The sequence below is a fragment of the Vallitalea guaymasensis genome (assembly GCF_018141425.1).
In the GTDB taxonomy this organism is placed as follows: domain Bacteria; phylum Bacillota; class Clostridia; order Lachnospirales; family Vallitaleaceae; genus Vallitalea; species Vallitalea guaymasensis.
Map to the genome: position 1 here is coordinate 2,548,635 of NZ_CP058561.1, position 21,101 is coordinate 2,569,735.

Consider the following 21,101-nt stretch of genomic DNA (forward strand, 5'->3'; position numbering starts at 1 on the left):
AAAAAATAGGAGCTGTATGCAGCTCCTTAATTTATAGACATGGTAAATATATTTTTAACTATTTTTTAGGATATAATTTTTTTATATAATTGACTTAGTTGCAATAATTCATCATGAGTTCCTATCTGGGTAATGTTCCCTTTATCAAGTAGAATAATTCTATCCATATATTTTAATAATTCAGGTCTATGTGTAACACAAATCACAGTCTTATTTACTAAGTGAGAATTAATAAGTTTAGAAATATTAATTTCTGACCTAATATCAAGGGAAGAGGTTGCTTCATCTAAAATAAATATTTTTGAATCCTTGGCAATAGCTCTAGCTATTGCTATTTTTTGACTTTGCCCTCCTGACAGACAAGAACCATTTTGCCCAATCATATACGAATCAGGAAGCGTATTATAAAAATCACTTAATTCGGACATAGATATTATATTATCAAACATATCATTACTTATTTTTTTATCTAATACAATATTGTCTTTTATAGTATTTTGAAATAGATGGGAATTCTGCATTACTGTAGCAAAGTGCTGTCTATATTCATCAATAGGATAGTAATTAATATCTGTATTATATAATAGAATTTTACCGTTATTAGGCGTATAAAAACGTAATAGTAAATTAAGCATTGTTGATTTACCTGAACCGTTATCTCCAATAAAAGCTATTTTTTCACCTTCTCGAATTTCTATATCAATATTACTTACAACGGTGTTGTTGTTATCATAAGCAAATGATACATCTTTAAAAGTTAAAATTGGATGTTTAGTAGGGAGACAATTATGAGTAATGTTCTTGTGAGTATTAGCTTCCATTTCATTTTCTAAGTCCATAAAATCAAAATAACGTCTAGCAGATGGTATAATACCTGTTAAATAGTAACCTATATTCATAATAGCTGATAATGGACTTGTTACTTTGATACTATAAGAAATAAGAGCTATTATACTTCCATAGCTTAATTCTCCACCAATAAGAAAGATAGCACCTACAATATATAAAATACTAATAAGAGTCTGAATGCTAATACTTTCTGTTACCATATTAATTTCACTAAGTATATTTAACTTTTGTCTTATGTGAATTAATTCCTTTTGCTTAGATTTCAATTCAATTAGTTTAGTATTTATTAATCCGTATAACCTTACATCTTTTATGCCGGCAATAACATCACCATACCAGTTTGCAAACTCACTACTTTTATTAATAAATAATTTTTCATATTTCATACGCAATTTAGAAAAATATTTAGCACAAAAAAATTTAATGGGTGCAATACTTAATACTATAAGAGAAAGTTTCCAACTGATGAGGAATAATCCTACACAACTACCAATAATAGTAAATATCTGCGTGGTAATGAATAAAATGTTTTTATCTGCTACTCGAGAAATATTATTAATATCAGTATATATTCTATTAAAAAGATCTGTATCGTTTATATCTCTAATTTCTTCAATTTTAACTCTAGAAAGTTTCAAAAATGTTTTTTTATTTAATGTATAGACTATATTATTTTGCAATTTTATTCTTATTGTTTCTTGAATTAATGTCAATATACCTTGTGAAACAGCCAGCAAAAGAAGGATTAGTGACATCTTAATTACTGTGCTTAAATTGTGTTGTAGTAAACCATCATCTGTTATATTCTTAATAATTAATGGATTAATAATTGATACAACTGTTAGCATAATGACACATAGCATAATAAGAAAAAATTTAAACTTATAGGGTTTTAATAGTTTAATAACTTTCTTAAGTATACCAAAGTTATTCATATGAGATTCTCCTTTGTATATTATGATAATAATTTTATTAATAAATCGAAAAACGATTCTATATTTTTTTTAGTTAAGCTTTCAAAAGTTAAACTATATTTTTGTTGGTTATCTGTTAATACACTTAGTATTATGTTATTATAATGTATCATGTTGATTTCTATAATTATGTCGTATTTTAGTTGACTGAGTATTTTATTATAATAATCTTTATTATCATTACTGCTAAACCATATATTTAAGTCATAATTAGCTAAGAACGTAAAATAACTAATATAATCTATCGCTTTTTTATGGTCATTTCTAATGCAATCAAGAGGAATATAATCTATATCATAGAGTATACATGATGCCTCATCATTTATTAAATTGATATTATAACCTTTTTTACCAAAGCATTCTCTTAAATAACATGAAAACATAATCACATCAATATTCTTATCATAGAATATGCAGAGATTTGGTATGTTAAGAATAGCATTATGTGATTGATGAGAATTATTTAGGATTGCATTATATTTTAATTGATTATGCCATAACATATGTGCATTAATTTTATCGTAATTATGTTCGGGGTTAATATTAATTAAAACGATATTTTTTTCTAGCGATAGTAATGAATCTAAGGATTCTTGATGAATATTTATAGGAGTCTTTGCTCTAATAATAAGTGTGTCAAAAGTATAATTTGCTATCTTATTCATTATTGACTCTATATTCATAGTTGAATAGGATAGATGTAAAATTATATCAAAATAATAATCCCATGAAGTTTTTTCATCATAATCTATATCTATAATGATAGCTTTAATTATCCAATCTATATATAGATAATTTTTAATCCTGTTCTCATTCTTACAATCATTAACTGCATCATTTTTTAATTTATTCAAAAGAGTATTGATGTTAATATTATTATCTTCGCTTATCATATTGCATATCTTAGCAGTAATCATAGGTGTAGCAAAACTATTACATTTATCAGAAGTATAATAATTATGTGTGATAGGGTTATATAACTTATGCTCTGAATATGCAACTATATCTATTCCATTTTGATATTTATTATTTAACATATAATATTGATTCTTTGATAAATCATATATATTATTATAATCGCAACTAACCCCTATAGCATTAGAGAATGAAGATGGGTATGTTATAAAATCACTATTGGATGCAGCACATACAAGTATTATATTAAGACTTGCACATCTATTTACTATTTTTCGTATGGATTGCATATCATCAAAATATATACTTCCCAAACTTAAATTAACTACATTAATATTATATTGTATACACCATTCTAGAGCTGTGTATAATTGAGTAATATTACCATTGCCGTTATGGTCTAATATCTTAATACTGCTTATACTACTTATGTTATGAGCATATTTTTCAATAATACTTGCACATATAGTACCATGTGTTAATTTGTCTTCACCATTACTCTGTAATAATATATTATTTGAGTTAATTTCTATATTTTTATTAATTAATTCTCCTGGTAAACATTTGGCAATACCATCATCTATAATAGCAACTCGTAATTTATTAGACATTATATGTCGAGTATATATCTCGACTCTCACTCCTTCCAGCAATTAGTTATGTATTATAATAATAAAATTTATATTAATTTATAAATAATTATATAATATTAAATAATTCTAATAATAAAATTTAATCTAATTAATACAGCATAATTATATTAACATATTATATCGTCTTGTCAAGTTTTGACGGTTTATCCTTTGAAACGTAAAATTATTAAATAAAATAAACTTATTGATTGACTATTTTAACAAAAGGGTATATTATATATCTGGTGCTTAATAATTTTGATAATAATATGAGCACAGTATAATAAAAATCACCAATAATAATTCATATTGATGATGTAAAACTAAATTATAGGAGGTTTTTAGTAAATGAAAAAACTAGGAAAAAAAGTAATGAAAACTGGAAACACAATTAAGGCGCATATGTATTGTATGTGTAATTCTTGCGGATGCTATTGTAATTGTTGGGGCGACGAAAGTGCTAGTCATTCTTCTTTCTATAGTAGCCAATCAAGTTCTAGTTCAAGCTCTTACTATTCAAGGGTTAACTAAGAGAGAATTTAATTTAGTTCCTATTTAATACTTAGCATTACATTATAGCTTACATAAATGTGTAATACAAAGCTGTTATTAATTATTAAAATGTAGAGTATACATTAAATATTTTTCTTTATTTGTATACAGGATATAAGTGGTGACAGTAAATAAAATAGGTAATTAAATAATATGCTCAGTTACAAAGTTACGTCTGTACGGAGGTGTCTCTGGTAAGAGACACCTCTTACATGTTCAGATAAATTTTATATAAACATAGGAGGAAAAAAAAGATGCAGAATGATGCGTTACCTTTTATTCATTTATTTAAAACATATGAAAATACATATGTTTTTGATATAAATTCAAATGCAATATTTAAAATACCTAAATATGTTTATGATGACTTGGAACATTATCTTAACAACAAAAAAATTACATTTTCATGTGATAAATCTAAAGAAATAATTGAAATGATGATGACAAACGGTCTATTATCTAGTCACAAATGGAAATATATGGAGCATCCAAGTACATCTATTATACCACAATACCTTAAAACGTCGGTATCAACACTTACTTTACAGATTACACAAGCATGTAATCTTATGTGTAATTATTGTCCTTATGCGGGTTCTTATCATAACAGAAAACATTCTTCCAAAAAGATGAGTTTTGAAACTGGTAAAAGAGCTATAGATTTTTATGTAAAGCATGCGGTTGATGTAGAGAGCTTGAATATAGGTTTTTATGGAGGAGAGCCATTAATTGAATTTGATTTAGTTAAAAGACTTGTTGAATATGCAAATGACACTTATAAAGGTAAAAAGATTAGATATCATATGACTACAAATGCCACTCTTCTAAAGGATGAAATTATTAAGTTTTTAGATGATAATAACTTTAATCTACTAATTAGCTTAGATGGTCCAAAAGAAATACATGATAAAAATCGTAAAGATTCTCAGGGAAGAGGTTCCTTTGACAGAATTTTAGAGAACTTAAAATATCTACAACAAAATTATAAAGATTTTGCTAGTAAGATAAATTTTAATTGTGTTATTGATCCTAGCTTAGATTTTGATTGTTTACATAAGTTCTTCACAGATTATGATACTGTAAAGAATTACTATACATCTTTTAACTATATAAATAAACAAAATATCATAGAAGATAAATTCAATCCAACTGAAAATTATACAATAAAATATAAATATGAGATTTTTAAATTATTTTTATTCCTTATTAAGCGATTAGATGAACGTCATGTATCTAAGATAGTAAAATCATATTATAGCGTACTATTTTCTACTATGAAGGAGAGACGAACCGTTTCATTTTCGGAAACTGAATACGGACATCATAGTGGACCGTGTATAGCAGGCAGTCATAAAATATTTGTTGATACAGAGGGAAACCTATTTCCATGTGAAAAAGTCAATGAACAATCAAAGAGTTTTATTATAGGAAATATTTGGGATGGATTTGATGTAGAAAAAGCATCTAAGCTAACTAATATTGGAAAATTAACAGAAAAACAATGTTTATCTTGTTGGAACGTTAATTTTTGTTATCTATGTTGTGTTTTTTCTGACGATAACGGAACACTATCAGCTAATGCAAAATTAACTCAATGTAAAAATCTTAAGAGAGATACAGAAGAGATGATGAAAGATTATTGTTATCTAAAAGAAATGGATTTTACATATGATGATGAAGTATTTAGAATAATCTAAAAGAATTGGAGGGTGCAATTATGAAAGAGGCAATTTTATTTCCATATGACATATCTAATATACATCTATTAATGCATCAAGATATGTTAAGTGATTTTAGGATTTCTGGAGTAGTATCCCCTAATTCTTGGGGATATGCTGATGAAGATGCTGGAAGGATATTAGGGATAGATACAGGATACATGGTTAGGTCTTCTTTTGAAGGTCTTATAGATCAATGTGAATGTGTCTTGTTTTGTGAATCTTATCTTGAATTACCATATGAATCATTTCTAAAAGAGTATATTGAATATATAGCTCAAAAGGGTAAAAAACTCATTTTTTTAGGTGAATATGAACAACATTGTGAAGAAATAAAAGATATAGCTAAACACTACAATGCAGAATATGAATTTATTATTAAAAAAGATGATAAGAAATATGAAGAAATGTATTGTTACAAGATGAAAGATATTCCAGTACCCATAATAACAGTTATTGGAACTAATGAAAGAACAAATAAATTTGATACACAATTATCTGTTGGAAAGTTTTTCAGAGAACAAGGATATAAAGTTTTACAAATCGGGACTAAGGGATATAGCAATATATTTGATATGATAGCATATCCAAAATTTATGTATAACCAAGAATTAAGTACAACTAATAGAATCCAACAGTTTAACTATTACATACATTCATTATGCATTGAACAAAAACCAGATGTTGTAATATTAGGAGTACCTGGAGCTGCTTTCCCTATGGATAACAAATTCCATAATAATTTTGGCTTTCACAATTACTTAGTTTCCAATGCTATATTATCTGATTATACGATCTGTAGTATACCTTATGAAGATTATAAAGAAGATTATTTTAATTATCTTAGTACCCATATTAAGTACAAGTATGGATATAATATCAATTGTTTTATTATTGCTAACCAAGCAATTAAGTGGGATGAAACAGATAATAGTGAAAAAATACAATATTTAACTCTTGATAAAGAGACAATGAATCGTAAGTGTAGACATTATTTAGATAAGAATTATCCAGTATTTAATATATTTGATAGTAAACTAAATACTATGTTAACTCATTCTATTCTTGATGAGCTTTATAGTAATAGTGATGAAGAATTAATGTAGACTTGAGAGGAGATTAAATATGACTGATAATAATATAAAAGAACAGATAGTTAATTTGATAAATACAGTAAAAGGTATTAATCTAAAAGAAGAAGATTATGATGAACATTTATTTTCTTCAAAAATTGATCTATCACCCCGTGACCTCGTATACGTCTTTTTAAAAATTGAAGAGTTATTTAAGACTAAGATACCTGAAGAGAATATAATTAATGAAGATTTTATTACAATTAATAAAATTACAGAAATAGTATCATCAGTTAGATAAATAATTATATCATATAGAACCATGGCTTAAACTAAACTGATTTAGTCTAAGCCATGGTTCTATAGCTATTTCATAATTATTTTGAAAATAGTTTATTGTATAGGTTACTCACTTGACCTTTTAGACTATTTAACCTAACCTTGGCATTTTCATCACCTGATATATGTTTTAGCATTAATTGTCCCTCTTCATAGCAAAGTTCATCATGTAGTGGAAAAACCTCTCTAATGAGGAATAGAGCGTATTTTACAAGACGGAAAGGTCCAACTGGTCTAACAGTCTCTCCAGCAGGGAACTCCACACCTACACTATATAGATCTTTAATGCTTTTGATTATATCTGGTTGTTCATTAGAAGGTGCAAAAACTATAGTATAGAACCAGCCGAACAGGTCTTTGTTCTCACAGCCATGTGCATCACTTACACCTACTATGGGTACTTTTTTACCCTTTGCTCGTTCTTCGTAATACCTAGCGATCTGTAAAGTATTTGATGAAAATTCAAATGGATGATATCCCCCTACAACTTCATTGGCATCATAAGGCTGATTATCATACATAAAGTCAATTACAGAATTAGAGATATAGTAACCCGAATCAATCAACCAATATGGATGACAGAATATAGATAATCCCCCACCTTCTCTAATCTTATCAAAGCACCACATGCTTGAAGCACATTCATATTTTGCATGTTCGTCATCAAGATTTATTGTTTTTTCAATTTCTTTTACTTCTTTATAATATTCATCTTTATTATCTTGCATATATTCATTTACACTGAAATCCCCACCAAAATTAATAATATGAACGTTGTTATTCTCTGGATGTACTTCTTCGCCTCTAGCTATTAGTATATCAAGATCAATATCTTTATAAGTCTCTTGGCATTCTATGGATGGATAATATTTCCCGTGGTCGGTTAATGCCATAAAATCAAATCCTATTTTTCTACAAGAAGCAGTTACGAATCCAGGAGATTCCTTGCCATCGGAGTGATGGCTATGCATATGTAAGTCACCTTTATAAGGTATTCTATCAAATAAGTCTGCTCTGACAGAGTAGAAATTGAAAGTATATGATTTCTTGGTTGCAGTATCAGTAATTTTAATTATATGTTCTTGCTCTCCTATAAAATATTGAGTCAGTTGAATAACACCATCTTTTGCTCGGACCATATACTTTTCTTGATAGTTATATTCACCAATGGTAGAAAAATGTTCTAAAGGATAATAAGCGACTTCAATATCGGTATCAGAATCAAAAGTCGCATATTTTGCTAATGGTTTGATTTCAATTTCAGCAGTTGTATCAGCAAGTATAATCTTAGGCGTAACCTCAAAAAAACGTAATTCTTCTTTCATGGATATCCTCCTCCAAAGTAATATTTTTAGAAATTATAGCACATTATTATTGGGAAAACAAGAATATTATTGATAATTTATGAATAAATGTGTAATTGTGGTGTAATAAATGTGTAAATATAGCTTGTCTATATAAAAAACCCTTATAAAAAAGTTGATATTATATAAAAATGTGGTATAATTAATAAAAATAATTGGTTTTGTAAGTATATATGTGTATATGTGTGGAATTAATTAAAAGTTAAGAAGGAGAAGTGCTAATTAATATGACTAAATTAAGTAAATCACAAATAAGAATATTTATATTATGTTGGGTTGCGTATGCTAGTATATACTTTGGAAGGGTTAACCTATCAGTAGCCATTCCTCAGATTCAAGATACTTTTGGTTGGTCAAAAGGGTCCATGGGGTTAATCGGTAGTCTATTTTATTGGGTGTACGGTTTTGGACAACTTATCAATGGACAAATAGGAGATAGGATATCAACTAGAAGAATAGTCTTTTTTGGATTAATCACTACAGCTATATGCAATATATGTTTTGGATTCAGTACTACATATATATTTATGATGGTTTTATGGATTATAAATGCATATGCCCAGTCAACTCTATGGGGACCCATAGTAAAATCTATAACCAATTGGTATGAACCTAAAAAAAGAAGTTCTGTTTCAATAGGTATCTCAACTTCAATGGTAGGAGGTTATATACTAGCCTGGGGAGGTTCAGGACTTATTATTGCAAAATCCCATTGGAATCTTGTTTTTTGGGTACCAGGTATTATCATACTTATATATTCAATAATATGGTTCTCGTTTTTTAGAGATACACCAAAAGAAGCCAGTAAGTATATATCTGATGAGCCTACTGAAGGGGCAACTGTAAAAGACAATAAATACAGTCTATTACAAGTCATAATAGAATCCAAATTAATATACATAGTATTAGCTTGTTTTGTGCAAGGAATAATAAAAGATTCTATTGCATTATGGGCACCAACTCTATTCATGGAAACTCAGAATCTGGACATTACTGAAACCACTCAATTCATTATATTCATACCTGTGATGAATCTATTGGGTATGATGTTTGCGAGTTTCCTGAATAAAAAATTGAAGCACAAAGAAAAAAGGACAATATATATTTTGTTTTTGATAAGTATATTCATGATAATAGGGTTTGTGAAATTAGGTTCCTACAATATAATAATCGCTCTTATATTTTTAGGTTTGACATCTGCGGTTATGTATGGAGCCAATACTTTATTGCTTGGTGTAATTCCATTACATTTTGCAAAATATAATAAAACATCTTCTATAGCTGGATTTCTGGATTTCTGTTCCTACCTTGCAGCAGGGTTTGCTGCATTTATTACAGGTGCTTTAGTGGATAGATTCAGTTGGAATGGTGTTATGATTTTTTGGATAGTTTGCTTAGTTGTTGGAATATTTGCTTTGCTTATGAGCCTTAAGTGTGATAAAATAGCAGTGAAAATGGAAAAAGTAACAGATAATACATATTTAATTGATTAGAGGAGATGGGAGTTTTGTTAGCAGAAGAAAGATATAAAATTATACTAGACCTATTAGAAAAAAATAATTCCGTAAAATCTTCTTATTTAATAGAACTTTTTGGTGTTTCAGTTGAAACAGTAAGAAGAGATCTAGAACATTTAGAAAAAGAAGGTTTTCTACATCGTGTACATGGTGGTGCAATGCTGGACCAGATAAACCCAAAATCAATAGACTTTAAAATAAGGGAAAAAAGCCATAACCAAGAAAAAGTAAATATAGCCCAAAATGCAATGGGATTTATATCTGAAGAATCTGTAATAGCTCTTGATAATGGAACTACAACGTTAGAAATAGCAAAACTTCTAAAAAACAAATACAAGAAATTGACTATACTGACCAATTCCATATTGGTAGTTGAAGAATTAGTAAATGAACCGGATTATACAATAATACTGCTAGGTGGTATTGTTAATACTAAGGACAAGTCTCTGAAGGGTGAGCTTGTAGAGAATTATATCAATCTATTTCATATAGATATATGTTTTATAAGTGTAAGCGGAATATCTTTAAAAGAAGGAGCAACAGAATTTGAGATTGATACCATTCCAATACAGAAAAGGCTTATTGAGCGTTCTGGCAAGAAGATACTACTAGCTGATAGCAGTAAATTTGGAGTTGTATCCTTATTGAAAGTATGTGATCTCAATGATGTAGATCATATCATAACTGACTCCAATCTAAAAGAAGCAATTTATGAAAGATATAAAGCAAAAGGAATAGATGTAATTAAATAGCTCTTTACTATTTACAAAGCTATCCATATTATATATAATTTATGCTGTCGTACAATAACAATAATGATAGTAGACGTTACTTCATTTTTAAATTAATAAAAAAACAAGGAAAGTTTCATACATTTTTGCAAATAATAATTATGAAATGGACTTTACTATAAAAAATATTAGGAGGTACATAAATGTCCAAGAGATTTGAACAAAAAGACTGGCAAGAAAGCATGAGATTAAAATTAGATTTTAATAATATGATGACATCTTATGTTGGAGAGAACGGTATCAGCGAAGAAGAAATCGCTGATTTACAAGCACAAATTGAGAAAGCTGAAAAAGCAATGGTAGAAAAAAGAGCTAATGGTGGTATGGATTGGAGAGATTTACCATATAACCAAGCTGATATAGTTAAAGATATTAATGCATATGTTGAAAGCGTTAAAGATGACTTTGATACTTTTGTAGTACTTGGTATCGGTGGTTCAGCATTAGGACCAATCGCTGTACAACAAGCTATCAATCATCCATATTATAATGAACTGTCAAAAGAAAAAAGAGGCGGTTATCCTAAGTTGTATGTAATGGATAACATCGACCCTGAAAAGTTAGTATCACTATTTGATATTATAGATCTTGATAAAACTTTATTCAATGTTATAACAAAATCAGGAAGCACTTCTGAAACAATGTCCCAATTCATGATTATCAAAGAGATGTTAGAAGAGAAATTAGGCAAAGAAGAGTCTAAAAAACATGTTGTTTGTACAACAGATGCCAAAAACGGTAATCTTAGACCGATAGCTGATAAAGAAGGCTATAAGAGTTTCATTATCCCAGCAGGAGTTGGTGGAAGATTTTCAGAACTTACACCAGTTGGTTTATTACCAGCAGCTATGTGTGGTATAGATATTGAAGAAATATTGGCTGGAGCAGCTTATATGGACGAATTATGTAAAACTGATAATACATTCAAGAACCCAGCTTCAATGTATGCAATTCTTAACTACCTAGCTATGAGAAGAGGTAAGAATATATCAGTTATAATGCCTTATGCTGATACATTAAAATACATTGGTGACTGGTATGCACAGTTATGGGCAGAATCATTAGGTAAGAAATTTGATAATGATAAAAATGTTGTTAATGTAGGACAAACTCCAGTAAGAGCATTAGGAGCTACAGACCAGCATTCACAAGTTCAATTATACTCAGAAGGACCAAAAGATAAAGTTATAGTATTTGTTGGTGTTGATAAATACAAAACAACTTTAGATATTCCAAAGATCTATGGTGATATTCCTAGCCTTGGATTCTTAGGTGGAGAAACTCACAATAAATTAATTAAAACTGAGCAAATGGCAACTGAATACGCCTTGTTGAAATCAGGTCAAACAAATATGACTATTACTTTACCAGAAGTAAATGAATTCACACTTGGTCAAATCTTATACTTGTTTGAAGTAGCTACTGGATTTGCAGGTGAACTACTTGACATTAATGCTTTTGACCAACCAGGTGTAGAAGAAGGTAAAAATGCAACATATGCTATGTTTGGAAGACCAGGCTATGATGAAAAGAAAGCTGAACTTGATAATAGACCAGCTAAAAATGATAAATTCATCATCTAGTACTAGATAAAAAATATATGGCTTACTTATAATAGAATCCGATATTATAAGTAAGCCTTTTTATATAAATATGATGTGATAATGATTATCATTATTGAAATTAAATGGAATCTTTGGTATACTTGAATAAATAAACTTAGGAGGACTATATATGAAGGATGTTAAAGACGATTCTATGTATCTTAATATAATAGCTAAACTGACAAATGCTAATAAAGATTATTCTACATATACAATTCAACCTCAATATGGAAAAGGAACATATATAATTGTAAAAATTATACCTGGGTTTAGTTTGGCATTCAATAATTTTAGTATGAATGAAAATATGTTAAACATAATAGATAGATATCAACATTTTTCAGAGCCTATTCTTAAGATAAATTATTGTTTAAAAGGGAAAATGCTTGCATTCGATAAGAAAGGCAAAATCTGTGCATCAGGAAAAGGCAGTACTGCATATTATGAAGGCATTGAGAATATATGCAAGTTTAGTCATTTTGATGAATATGAGAGTATATCACTATTTGGTTATACCAATCAAATAACTAATATTTTTCAACAGGTGTTTCATATGGATAAAAGTATTTTAAGAGGTTTTTGTAATCAGATAAATGAAGAAGATAACTATACAGTAATTAAAAATGATTTAACAACTATAGGTTTACTTAATGATATCAAAGATAATTTCAGCAACGGTGATATAGATAGTCTAAGAATTAGAGCTATAGAATTATTCATGTATGAATTGAAAAACTTTAAGACCAACAAAGAACGAAAAGAATTGTACTATAGTAGAACAGTAGTTGAGAAAGTAGAAAAAATAGAAAAATATATAAGTGAGAATCTGGATGAAAAGCTTACAATTGATTATTTGTGTAATGAGTTCAATATCTCGATGGATACCTTGAAGCGTTGTTTCAAGCAAGTATATTCAACTAGTATATATGCTTATATTAAGAAATCAAGACTTGAAAAAGGAAAAGAATTATTGGTTAGTAGTGAAAAGAGTATAACTGAAATAGCATTGAATTGTGGTTATAACAATCATCATAGTTTTAGTAAAGCATTCAAAGACCATTATAAAATAACTCCAAGAGAGACTCGTAAAGTTTATGTTATAGGTGGGTGAACAACTTTTTATCTGAATGGAACCTTTTTGCACGAAACGCGATAGAAGCTGTTATCTTAATGTGTTAAACTGGTAAAAAATTGACACAAAAAGATATGGAGTGATTAAATTGCAGGAAAAAATAAATGATAAAGATAAGCAAAAACAGATGATACTTTCTGAAAATCTTTGGAAGGTTATGCTGAAAATATCTTGGCCTGCTGTATTAGCAATGGTATTATACGGACTCAATACAGTATTTGATGCCATTTTTGTAGGACAGTTTGTAGGAGAAGATGCTTTAGCTGGAGTTTCAATAGCCTATCCTTTATCACAAGTAACTCTAGGATTTGGTTCTTTGATAGGTGTTGGAGCTGGTTCGGCACTGAGTATTGCACTAGGCTCAGACGACAAAAATTATCAGAAAAAAATATTGGGTAACGTAAACTATCTGTCAATAGTAATAAGTGTTTTATACATAATATTTGCTATGTTATTATCTACTCCTCTAGTACGAGTTATGGGTGGTACAGGTGATACATTAACTATAGGTAGAACCTATTTCCAAATAACTGTAATCGGTTCTTTGTTCTGGGTATATGGTTTAGCTGGTAACATGATAGTACGTGCTGAAGGAAAGATGAAATCTGCTGCTGTTATGATGGGAGTTGGACTTGTAGTCAATATAATAGCTAATTACATTTTGATTGTTATTTTAGATATGGGAGTTGCAGGAGCTGCATGGGGAACCAATCTAGGTATGTTGGTATATACCATTGCAGGACTTGTCTATTTTGCAAAAGGCAAGGCATCCTTTGAAGGTCATCCATTCAAGATTAGAAGGGACAAACATATAATAAAAGACATTTTCAATATGGGTATACCGTCATTAATAATGACTGTTATGAGTTTAGTTCAAGCAGTAGTAGTTTTTAACGCATTATCAAGATATGGAACAACATATGACCTTGCACTCTATGGTGCTATCTATAGGATATTCACTTTACTCATGACTCCTATATTTGGACTAATGAGAGCCTTGCAACCGGTTATTGGTATTAACTACGGTGCAAAGCAGAATATGCGTGTAATCAAGAGCTTCAAAATATTTGCTGTAGGAAGTACATTGATGATGTTGCCGTTCTGGCTGATAATCATGATTATTCCACAAGCACCATTAGGCTTAATGTTCCCTAATAGGATCTTTGATACAACCAGTTTGAATTATTTTAGAACGTTTATGATTCTATTACCGATTTTACCAATCATATTTATGGCTATGACCTTCTACCCAGCAATAAATAGAGGTAAGCCAGCAGCAGTTATAGGTATTGTTAGACAATTGATATTCTATGTGCCAGTAATGCTTATATTACCAAGATTCTACGGTATAGGATGGGTTTATTATGGATCAGTGTTAATTGATGTAATCATAACATTATGGGCATGTATGTTACTTGCTAAAGACTTTAGAGTTCTTAGGAAAGACATGAGATTAGCATATGAAACTTAACGATAAAAAAGGAGCGAAAAGCTCCTTTGAGAATGTCCTAAAAAGTGTGTAAAATATCTCCAACCTGGCTAAAATCTAAATAAAAATGCCAGGAAGGAGATTTTACTATGGCAAATAATCTTATTACTAAAGAACAAGCACAATCAATAATTGAAAACAATGATATCAAAACTCCACAAGATATTATGGGTGCTCTAAAAAATATGTTTAGGGATGTTATTCAAGAAATGCTTGAAAACGAGATGGATGAAACTCTAGGCTACGAACGTTACGATCATGACCAACCTAAATCCAACTATCGAAATGGTTATTCTCAAAAGAAAGTTCGTTCTTCTCTAGGTGAAATAGATATTGATGTGCCTAGAGACCGAAATGCTGATTTTGAACCTAAGATTGTTCCTAAACGGAAAAAAGATATTTCAGATATTGAGAAACAAATCATAAGTCTCTATGCTCGTGGTATGTCCACAAGAGATATTCATGAACAAATGAATGAACTCTATGGAATAAATGTTTCGGCAGATATGGTAAGTAGAATAACGGATAAGCTAATACCAACAATTAAAGAATGGCAAGGAAGACCCTTAGAACCTATATACCCTTTTGTTTTTATGGATGCAATTCACTTTAAAGTAAGAACCGAAGGACGCGTTATCAATCGAGCAGCTTATGTGATCATTGGTGTTAACCTAGATGGTATGAAGGATGTATTAGGTATCTGGATAGGTGAAAACGAGAGCTCTAAATTCTGGTTAAACATTCTTAATCAATTATCTTCACGAGGAGTTAAAGATGTCCTTATCTTCTCTGTAGATGGGCTTTCTGGTATGAAAGAAGCTATCCAAACAGTTTATCCACGAGCAGAAATACAGCGTTGTATCATACATCAATTAAGAAATTCATTCAAGTTTGTATCCTATAAAGATTACAAAGAATTTACAAGAGATTTCAAAGAGGTTTATCGTGCTTCATCAGAAGATTTAGCTTTATTAAAGCTTGATGAATTAGAAGATAAATGGGGAGCTAAATATCCTCATGCGTTAACGAGTTGGAGAAAAAATTGGGATGTATTGTGTCCATTTTTTAAATTCCCAGATGACATCAGGCGTATTATGTATACAACAAATGTTATTGAAAATCTTAATAGGCAATATCGTAAAGTAACAAAGAGCAAATGTATTTTTCCAACAGATACATCCTTACAAAAAATGCTTTTTTTAGCTACAGATAAAGCTACAAAAAAATGGACACAAAGGTATCGAGGTTGGGATAAAATACTCAATCAATTAACCATTTTATATAATGAACGTATAACACCTTACATTGGCTAACTACCGTTCACTTTTACGAAGTAAAGGTAGTATAAATCTCCACCTTTACTTCGTAAATTTTACATGCATTAAGTAAGTGCTGATGGGACCCAAAAATGAAACAGGATATATTAACTTCCCATCATGTGAAGAATTTAGCATGTAAAAACGTTCACTAAACAGTGTTAATTCTAGAGATTTTGCACCCCAAAAATGATACTATTATAGTATTGTCATAATACAGCTAAATTATGGGAATATTATTAATAAATGTAAAAATAACCACCCCAGCCGTACATAGCTAGGATGGATTTTTACACACTTAGTGTGACACTACCGCTCCTTTTTATATTCTTCTTATTTTTCTTCTTTTCTTTTTCTCTTTTTCTTCATCAATAATCTCTATTTCAAGATAATCAAAATCAATTTGTTCAATAAAATGGTCTTGCTTGAAAGATGTCTTGCCATATGCTGGATAATCTTTATTATTATCATTCAACCACATAGGATGTTGTAAATCAAATTCATAGCAGATCTTATCCAGACAATCATAAGTAAGATCATCCTTTGATAAACCCTCTTCATTAAGTTCAATCACAGTATCTTTTAACATCTTATTGTTTTTGTACACTTTTCCCCAAAGTCTAAACATAAATATTATCCTCTCTATAAATAAAAATTTATATTTCTTCAATTAATTAAATAGTATTGCTATTATTATATATGCATTATAACTCAGCTTCAACCTTTAATTTTTATATTTACTAGAAGCATCTAGTATCTTCTAATATTTTTAATGGCAAAAACTATATAATTAAGTTCTTTACAATCATGTTATAATAATAATGTGAGTTTTTTTACTATCTTTTATTTAATAAAATAATGGAAGGACATGAATATGATCTATGAAGATATAGTAGAAGGAGTTTTTCTTGAACGTCCCAACAGATTCATTGCAAAAGTACTGATAGATGGTAATCCAGAAACAGTTCATGTGAAAAATACAGGACGATGCAAGGAAATACTTACTGAGGGAACCAAGATATTTTTACAAAAAAGCAATAATCCAAATAGGAAAACAAAATATTCGTTAATAAGTGCTTACAAAAAGGATATGCTCATAAATATTGATTCACAGGTACCAAATGAAGTTGTACATGAAGCAATTATTCAAAATAAGTTACCAGAACTAATTGATCTTAACTATGTAAAAAGAGAACAAAAATATAAGAATTCTAGATTTGATATATATTTTGAAAGAGGTAATAAGAAGGGTTTTATAGAAGTAAAAGGTGTCACATTAGAAAAGGATGGGTTATCAATGTTTCCAGATGCTCCTACAAAAAGAGGTACCAAACATTTGGAGGAATTAATTGATGCTATTGCAAATGGATATGAAGGATACTTGTTCTTGTTGATACAGATGAATGATATACATAAATTTACGCCTAATTACATAACAGATGAAACATTTGCAAAAACTTTAATGAAAGCTAATGATGCAGGAGTTAAAATATTATGTTATAATTCATTAGTGACAAGGAATGAAATTACGATAGGAAAGAAAGCTGAAGTATTATTATAGACCATTTATAATTTTAAACAAGAGGTGAAGATTATGGAAGGACTAGAAAGAAGAAATAATATCAAAAAACTTTTAACTGAAAGTGTTGAACCAATAACAGGCTCTAGATTAGCCAAAACTTTTTCAGTTAGCCGTCAAGTAATTGTGCAGGATATAGCATTACTTAGAGCCAAAGGTTGTAAAATCATATCTACATCCAATGGTTATATGATATATGAAAGTAAAAAAGAATATACGAAATTATTAGCTGTAAAACATACAAAAGAAGACATAAGGGAAGAACTGGAAACCATAGTTGATTTTGGTGCTACTATAGTCAATGTGATGGTTATTCATCCCGTATATGGTGAAATAACTGCTAACCTTATGCTATCATCAAGAAAGCATATAGATGATTTTATCAAAAAACTTCAAAAAGATGAATCAATTCCTCTTATGAGATTAAAAAATGGTGAGCATTATCATTTGATAAAAGCTAATAATAGCAAGACACTGGAATTAGTTGAAAAGGAACTTGAAAAAAAAGGATTTTTAATATAAAAATTTTTAATTATATGTGACAAGACATATGAATTTACAGGAGGATAACATGGATAAGCAAAATAAGAAAAAAAGTATTCTAACTAAACTAGTCAATAGGTACTTTATTGATGGATTAAGTGGTATGGCGATGGGATTATTCTCTACACTCATTGTGGGATTAATCATTAAACAGATTGGATCGTTGATAGGTGATAATGTAATTGGAATCACACTTTCAAGAATAGGCTCTATAGCTAGCATACTTACAGGAGCCGGAATCGGTATTGGAATAGCTCATAAACTAAAGACTTCAAGTCTAATTATGTATTCATCAGCAGTTACAGGATTGGTTGGTGCCTATGCAGGTAAAATCATCAGCGGACAAGCCTTTGTTGAGGGAGATGTTCTGCTGATTGGTCCTGGAGAGCCTCTAGGGGCTTTTGTTGCAGTTATAGTCGGTATCGAAATAGGAAGACTGGTATCAGGAAAAACCAAAATAGATATAATACTTACACCTATAACAACTATCATAGCTGGTAGTAGTATTGGACTTATAATTGGTCCATCCATATCTGCTTTCATGAATTGGTTAGGAGACATTATTGAATTTGCTACAGTACAGCAGCCTTTTGTCATGGGGATATTGGTTTCTGTGTTAATGGGTATGATTCTCACATTACCAATAAGTTCAGCTGCTCTATCAATTATTCTCAACCTTAATGGACTTGCCGCTGGAGCAGCAACAGTAGGATGTGCTACACAAATGATAGGTTTTGCAGTAGCAAGTTATAGAGAAAATAAGGTTAATGGACTTATAGCTCAAGGATTAGGGACATCAATGCTGCAAGTCCCTAACATAGTTAAGAATCCAAGGATATGGATACCCCCTATTGTAGTTAGCGCAATACTTGGTCCAATCTCTACAAAAGTGTTTATGATGAAAAATAATGCTTATGGTGGAGGAATGGGGACATCTGGTTTGGTAGGACAGATTATGACTTGGGATACAATGATTGAAAGTGAATCTCCAGGGGTTCTAATAACCAAGATAATTGTCTTGCATATAGTTCTCCCAGCTGTTATGACATTAGCTTTATCAGAAGGTCTCAGGAAAATTGGCTGGATCAAATATGGAGATATGAAATTGGATAGTTAAGAAAGAATATTATACTCGTGCTTGTTATATTATAAAAGAAGCTGTTAAATTGTCTCATATGGGCATTTTAACGGCTTTTATAATAAATATATATTTTTTTTATATTTTTTGAAGGGTATATAGAATAATTAGCGTCTAAACATATGTAAGCTTTTTTAATTAATGATTGAAGGGAATGTGATTCTAAAATGAAACATAAAAAACTAGGTACTTTTACTTTGGCTATAACTCTCATAGTGTTAGGTATCATTCTTCTTATTAGTAACTTTATATATATAGATATTAATAGGATATTAAGAATTCTTTCAGCAGTAAGTGTAATACTAATAGGTGTAGAATTTTTGTTCTTTGATTGGTATTATAAAAGAAAACAATTGACAATGGAATTAAAAGTAAGCGTTACATCCATTGTATTACTGGTAATAATTTATTGTTCTTCTTTTCTTATTTCAGGCATCTATATGTACAGTAATGATTCAGTGAACGGTTTTAGAAGAATATTCAATATAACAGATGAATATGAAGTAACTAAGAACTATACTGAAAAAGCAACTGGTCTTACTAACATACAAGTAGATAATAATAGGGGAAATATTGAGATACAAGGAACTGATACAGAAGATATATTAATAACAGCAGTATTTAACATAAGTACTTTTGAAGAAAAAGAAACAGCCATGGAGTTAGCAGAAGATATGGTTTCTATAGACAGGAGGCAAGACAAAATATTGACTATAAAGACTAAGAATAATATTCTTAATCATAGAGGTACATATACTCATGTTAGTTATATAATTGAAATACCTAAAAACATGGAAGTAGATATATCTAATAGAAATGGTAACATCTATGTGGGTAAAGTTGACAAAAGAACTACTATCAAGACTAATAACAGTGATATTCAAGTTGATAATATAGGTGATGAATTAATAATCGAAAACGATTATGGTAGTATTGAAGTTGAAGCCGTATCAGGTTCCACAAAAATTAAAAATAAAAATGGATATGTCAATGTGGAAAATGTAGTTGGTGATTTAGATATTAGAAATAGCTATAGTGAAACTAACTTTGACAATATCAGTGGAAATGTTACCATAGACCAAGAATATGGTGATATTGACGGTAATAAAGTAGGTAAGAACTTAGAGATAAATGGAGAAGGTGCTTCCGTAAAAATAGATGATGTACAAGGATTGGTTACTATTGAAACCAGTAATGAATCAATAACTGCTAAGAACATTAATTCAGATATAGAATTATCCAATAATTATGGAGATATTTCATTAGAGAAGATAAACAGTAATATCAAAATTAAAAGCGAGAATGGTGATATTGATATAGATAACTACAATATTAATGTTAATAAAATAGATATAGTCAATAGCTATGGAAATGTCAATATTGATATACCAAACGATCAACAAGCAGCTTTTGAATTGAGGTCCAATTATGGTAACATTGATTCAGTATTTGATTTTGATATTAAAGAAGATGATAATGAGAAGTCAGTAAAAGCTACAATAGGTGATTCAGACAATATAATCACTATAAAAGCTGATAACGGAGATATTTTTATTAATTAATGAATGAGTAAGGT

At 29.5% G+C, this 21,101-nt stretch carries 18 protein-coding genes; 14 read left to right on the forward strand and 4 right to left on the reverse strand.

Translation table 11 applies throughout. From position 1 onward, the window contains the following. Nucleotides 1-65: 65 nt before the first annotated feature. Both HYG85_RS11235 and HYG85_RS11240 read right to left on the reverse strand, forming a co-directional pair. Nucleotides 66-1,784: an ABC transporter ATP-binding protein gene (locus tag HYG85_RS11235; protein WP_212693516.1), complete on the reverse strand. Its 1,719-nt coding sequence runs from the start codon at nt 1,782-1,784 to the stop codon at nt 66-68. Between the two features lie 20 nt (nt 1,785-1,804). Beyond that, nucleotides 1,805-3,379: a S8 family serine peptidase gene (locus tag HYG85_RS11240; RefSeq protein WP_212693517.1), complete on the reverse strand. Its 1,575-nt coding sequence runs from the start codon at nt 3,377-3,379 to the stop codon at nt 1,805-1,807. Nucleotides 3,380-3,718: 339 nt separating this feature from the next. On the opposite strand from HYG85_RS11240, the gene HYG85_RS11245 reads away from it, so the two are divergent. From HYG85_RS11245 to HYG85_RS11260, 4 genes are all read left to right on the forward strand, one after another. After that, nucleotides 3,719-3,901 (forward strand): CLI_3235 family bacteriocin precursor, encoded by a 183-nt coding sequence (locus HYG85_RS11245; protein ID WP_212693518.1) that lies wholly within the window; start codon nt 3,719-3,721, stop codon nt 3,899-3,901. Nucleotides 3,902-4,176: 275 nt separating this feature from the next. Continuing rightward, nucleotides 4,177-5,619: a Cys-rich peptide radical SAM maturase CcpM gene (gene ccpM / locus HYG85_RS11250; protein WP_212693519.1), complete on the forward strand. Its 1,443-nt coding sequence runs from the start codon at nt 4,177-4,179 to the stop codon at nt 5,617-5,619. 20 nt (nt 5,620-5,639) lie between these two features. Further along, nucleotides 5,640-6,746: a TIGR04066 family peptide maturation system protein gene (locus HYG85_RS11255; protein WP_212693520.1), complete on the forward strand. Its 1,107-nt coding sequence runs from the start codon at nt 5,640-5,642 to the stop codon at nt 6,744-6,746. Between the two features lie 19 nt (nt 6,747-6,765). Further along, on the forward strand, nt 6,766-7,014 hold the full coding sequence (locus HYG85_RS11260; RefSeq protein ID WP_212693521.1) for a hypothetical protein: 249 nt from the start codon (nt 6,766-6,768) through the stop codon (nt 7,012-7,014). 76 nt (nt 7,015-7,090) lie between these two features. Here the strand turns inward: HYG85_RS11260 and HYG85_RS11265 are convergent, their stop codons facing one another. Then, the gene (locus HYG85_RS11265; protein ID WP_212693522.1) at nt 7,091-8,377 is read right to left on the reverse strand and encodes a PHP domain-containing protein; all 1,287 of its coding nucleotides are present in this window, start codon (nt 8,375-8,377) and stop codon (nt 7,091-7,093) included. A gap of 266 nt (nt 8,378-8,643) precedes the next feature. Between HYG85_RS11265 and HYG85_RS11270 the strand changes: the two genes are divergently transcribed. The 6 genes from HYG85_RS11270 to HYG85_RS11295 all read left to right on the forward strand — a co-directional run bounded on the left by HYG85_RS11270 (nt 8,644) and on the right by HYG85_RS11295 (nt 16,262). After that, a complete protein-coding gene (locus HYG85_RS11270; protein ID WP_212693523.1) occupies nt 8,644-9,909 on the forward strand; it encodes an MFS transporter in 1,266 nt (421 codons plus the stop codon). A 14-nt stretch (nt 9,910-9,923) separates the two neighbouring features. Next, the gene (locus HYG85_RS11275; protein ID WP_212693524.1) at nt 9,924-10,685 is read left to right on the forward strand and encodes a DeoR/GlpR family DNA-binding transcription regulator; all 762 of its coding nucleotides are present in this window, start codon (nt 9,924-9,926) and stop codon (nt 10,683-10,685) included. A gap of 182 nt (nt 10,686-10,867) precedes the next feature. Beyond that, nucleotides 10,868-12,307, forward strand: coding sequence for a glucose-6-phosphate isomerase (locus HYG85_RS11280; RefSeq protein ID WP_212693525.1), 1,440 nt, complete (start codon nt 10,868-10,870; stop codon nt 12,305-12,307). Between the two features lie 151 nt (nt 12,308-12,458). Next, complete coding sequence (locus HYG85_RS11285) at nt 12,459-13,439, forward strand: helix-turn-helix domain-containing protein (RefSeq protein WP_212693526.1); 981 nt, start codon at nt 12,459-12,461, stop codon at nt 13,437-13,439. A 100-nt stretch (nt 13,440-13,539) separates the two neighbouring features. Further along, entirely contained in the window at nt 13,540-14,931 is a 1,392-nt protein-coding gene (locus tag HYG85_RS11290; RefSeq protein WP_334300180.1) for an MATE family efflux transporter, read from the forward strand. 107 nt (nt 14,932-15,038) lie between these two features. Beyond that, nucleotides 15,039-16,262: an IS256 family transposase gene (locus HYG85_RS11295; protein WP_212691844.1), complete on the forward strand. Its 1,224-nt coding sequence runs from the start codon at nt 15,039-15,041 to the stop codon at nt 16,260-16,262. Between the two features lie 325 nt (nt 16,263-16,587). Here HYG85_RS11295 and HYG85_RS11300 read toward each other — a convergent pair whose 3' ends face one another. Then, a complete protein-coding gene (locus HYG85_RS11300) occupies nt 16,588-16,893 on the reverse strand; it encodes a hypothetical protein (RefSeq protein WP_113673064.1) in 306 nt (101 codons plus the stop codon). A gap of 246 nt (nt 16,894-17,139) precedes the next feature. Here HYG85_RS11300 and sfsA point away from each other — a divergent pair, with 246 nt between their 5' ends. The 4 genes from sfsA to HYG85_RS11320 all read left to right on the forward strand — a co-directional run bounded on the left by sfsA (nt 17,140) and on the right by HYG85_RS11320 (nt 21,087). Beyond that, a complete protein-coding gene (gene sfsA / locus HYG85_RS11305; protein WP_212693527.1) occupies nt 17,140-17,826 on the forward strand; it encodes a DNA/RNA nuclease SfsA in 687 nt (228 codons plus the stop codon). Between the two features lie 33 nt (nt 17,827-17,859). Beyond that, nucleotides 17,860-18,366 (forward strand): transcription repressor NadR, encoded by a 507-nt coding sequence (locus HYG85_RS11310; RefSeq protein ID WP_113673066.1) that lies wholly within the window; start codon nt 17,860-17,862, stop codon nt 18,364-18,366. A 49-nt stretch (nt 18,367-18,415) separates the two neighbouring features. Then, the gene (locus HYG85_RS11315) at nt 18,416-19,504 is read left to right on the forward strand and encodes a PTS transporter subunit IIC (protein WP_212693528.1); all 1,089 of its coding nucleotides are present in this window, start codon (nt 18,416-18,418) and stop codon (nt 19,502-19,504) included. A 188-nt stretch (nt 19,505-19,692) separates the two neighbouring features. Then, nucleotides 19,693-21,087 carry a DUF4097 family beta strand repeat-containing protein gene (locus tag HYG85_RS11320; protein ID WP_212693529.1) on the forward strand — a complete coding sequence of 465 codons (1,395 nt, stop codon included), beginning with the start codon at nt 19,693-19,695 and terminating at the stop codon, nt 21,085-21,087. Nucleotides 21,088-21,101: the final 14 nt, after the last annotated feature.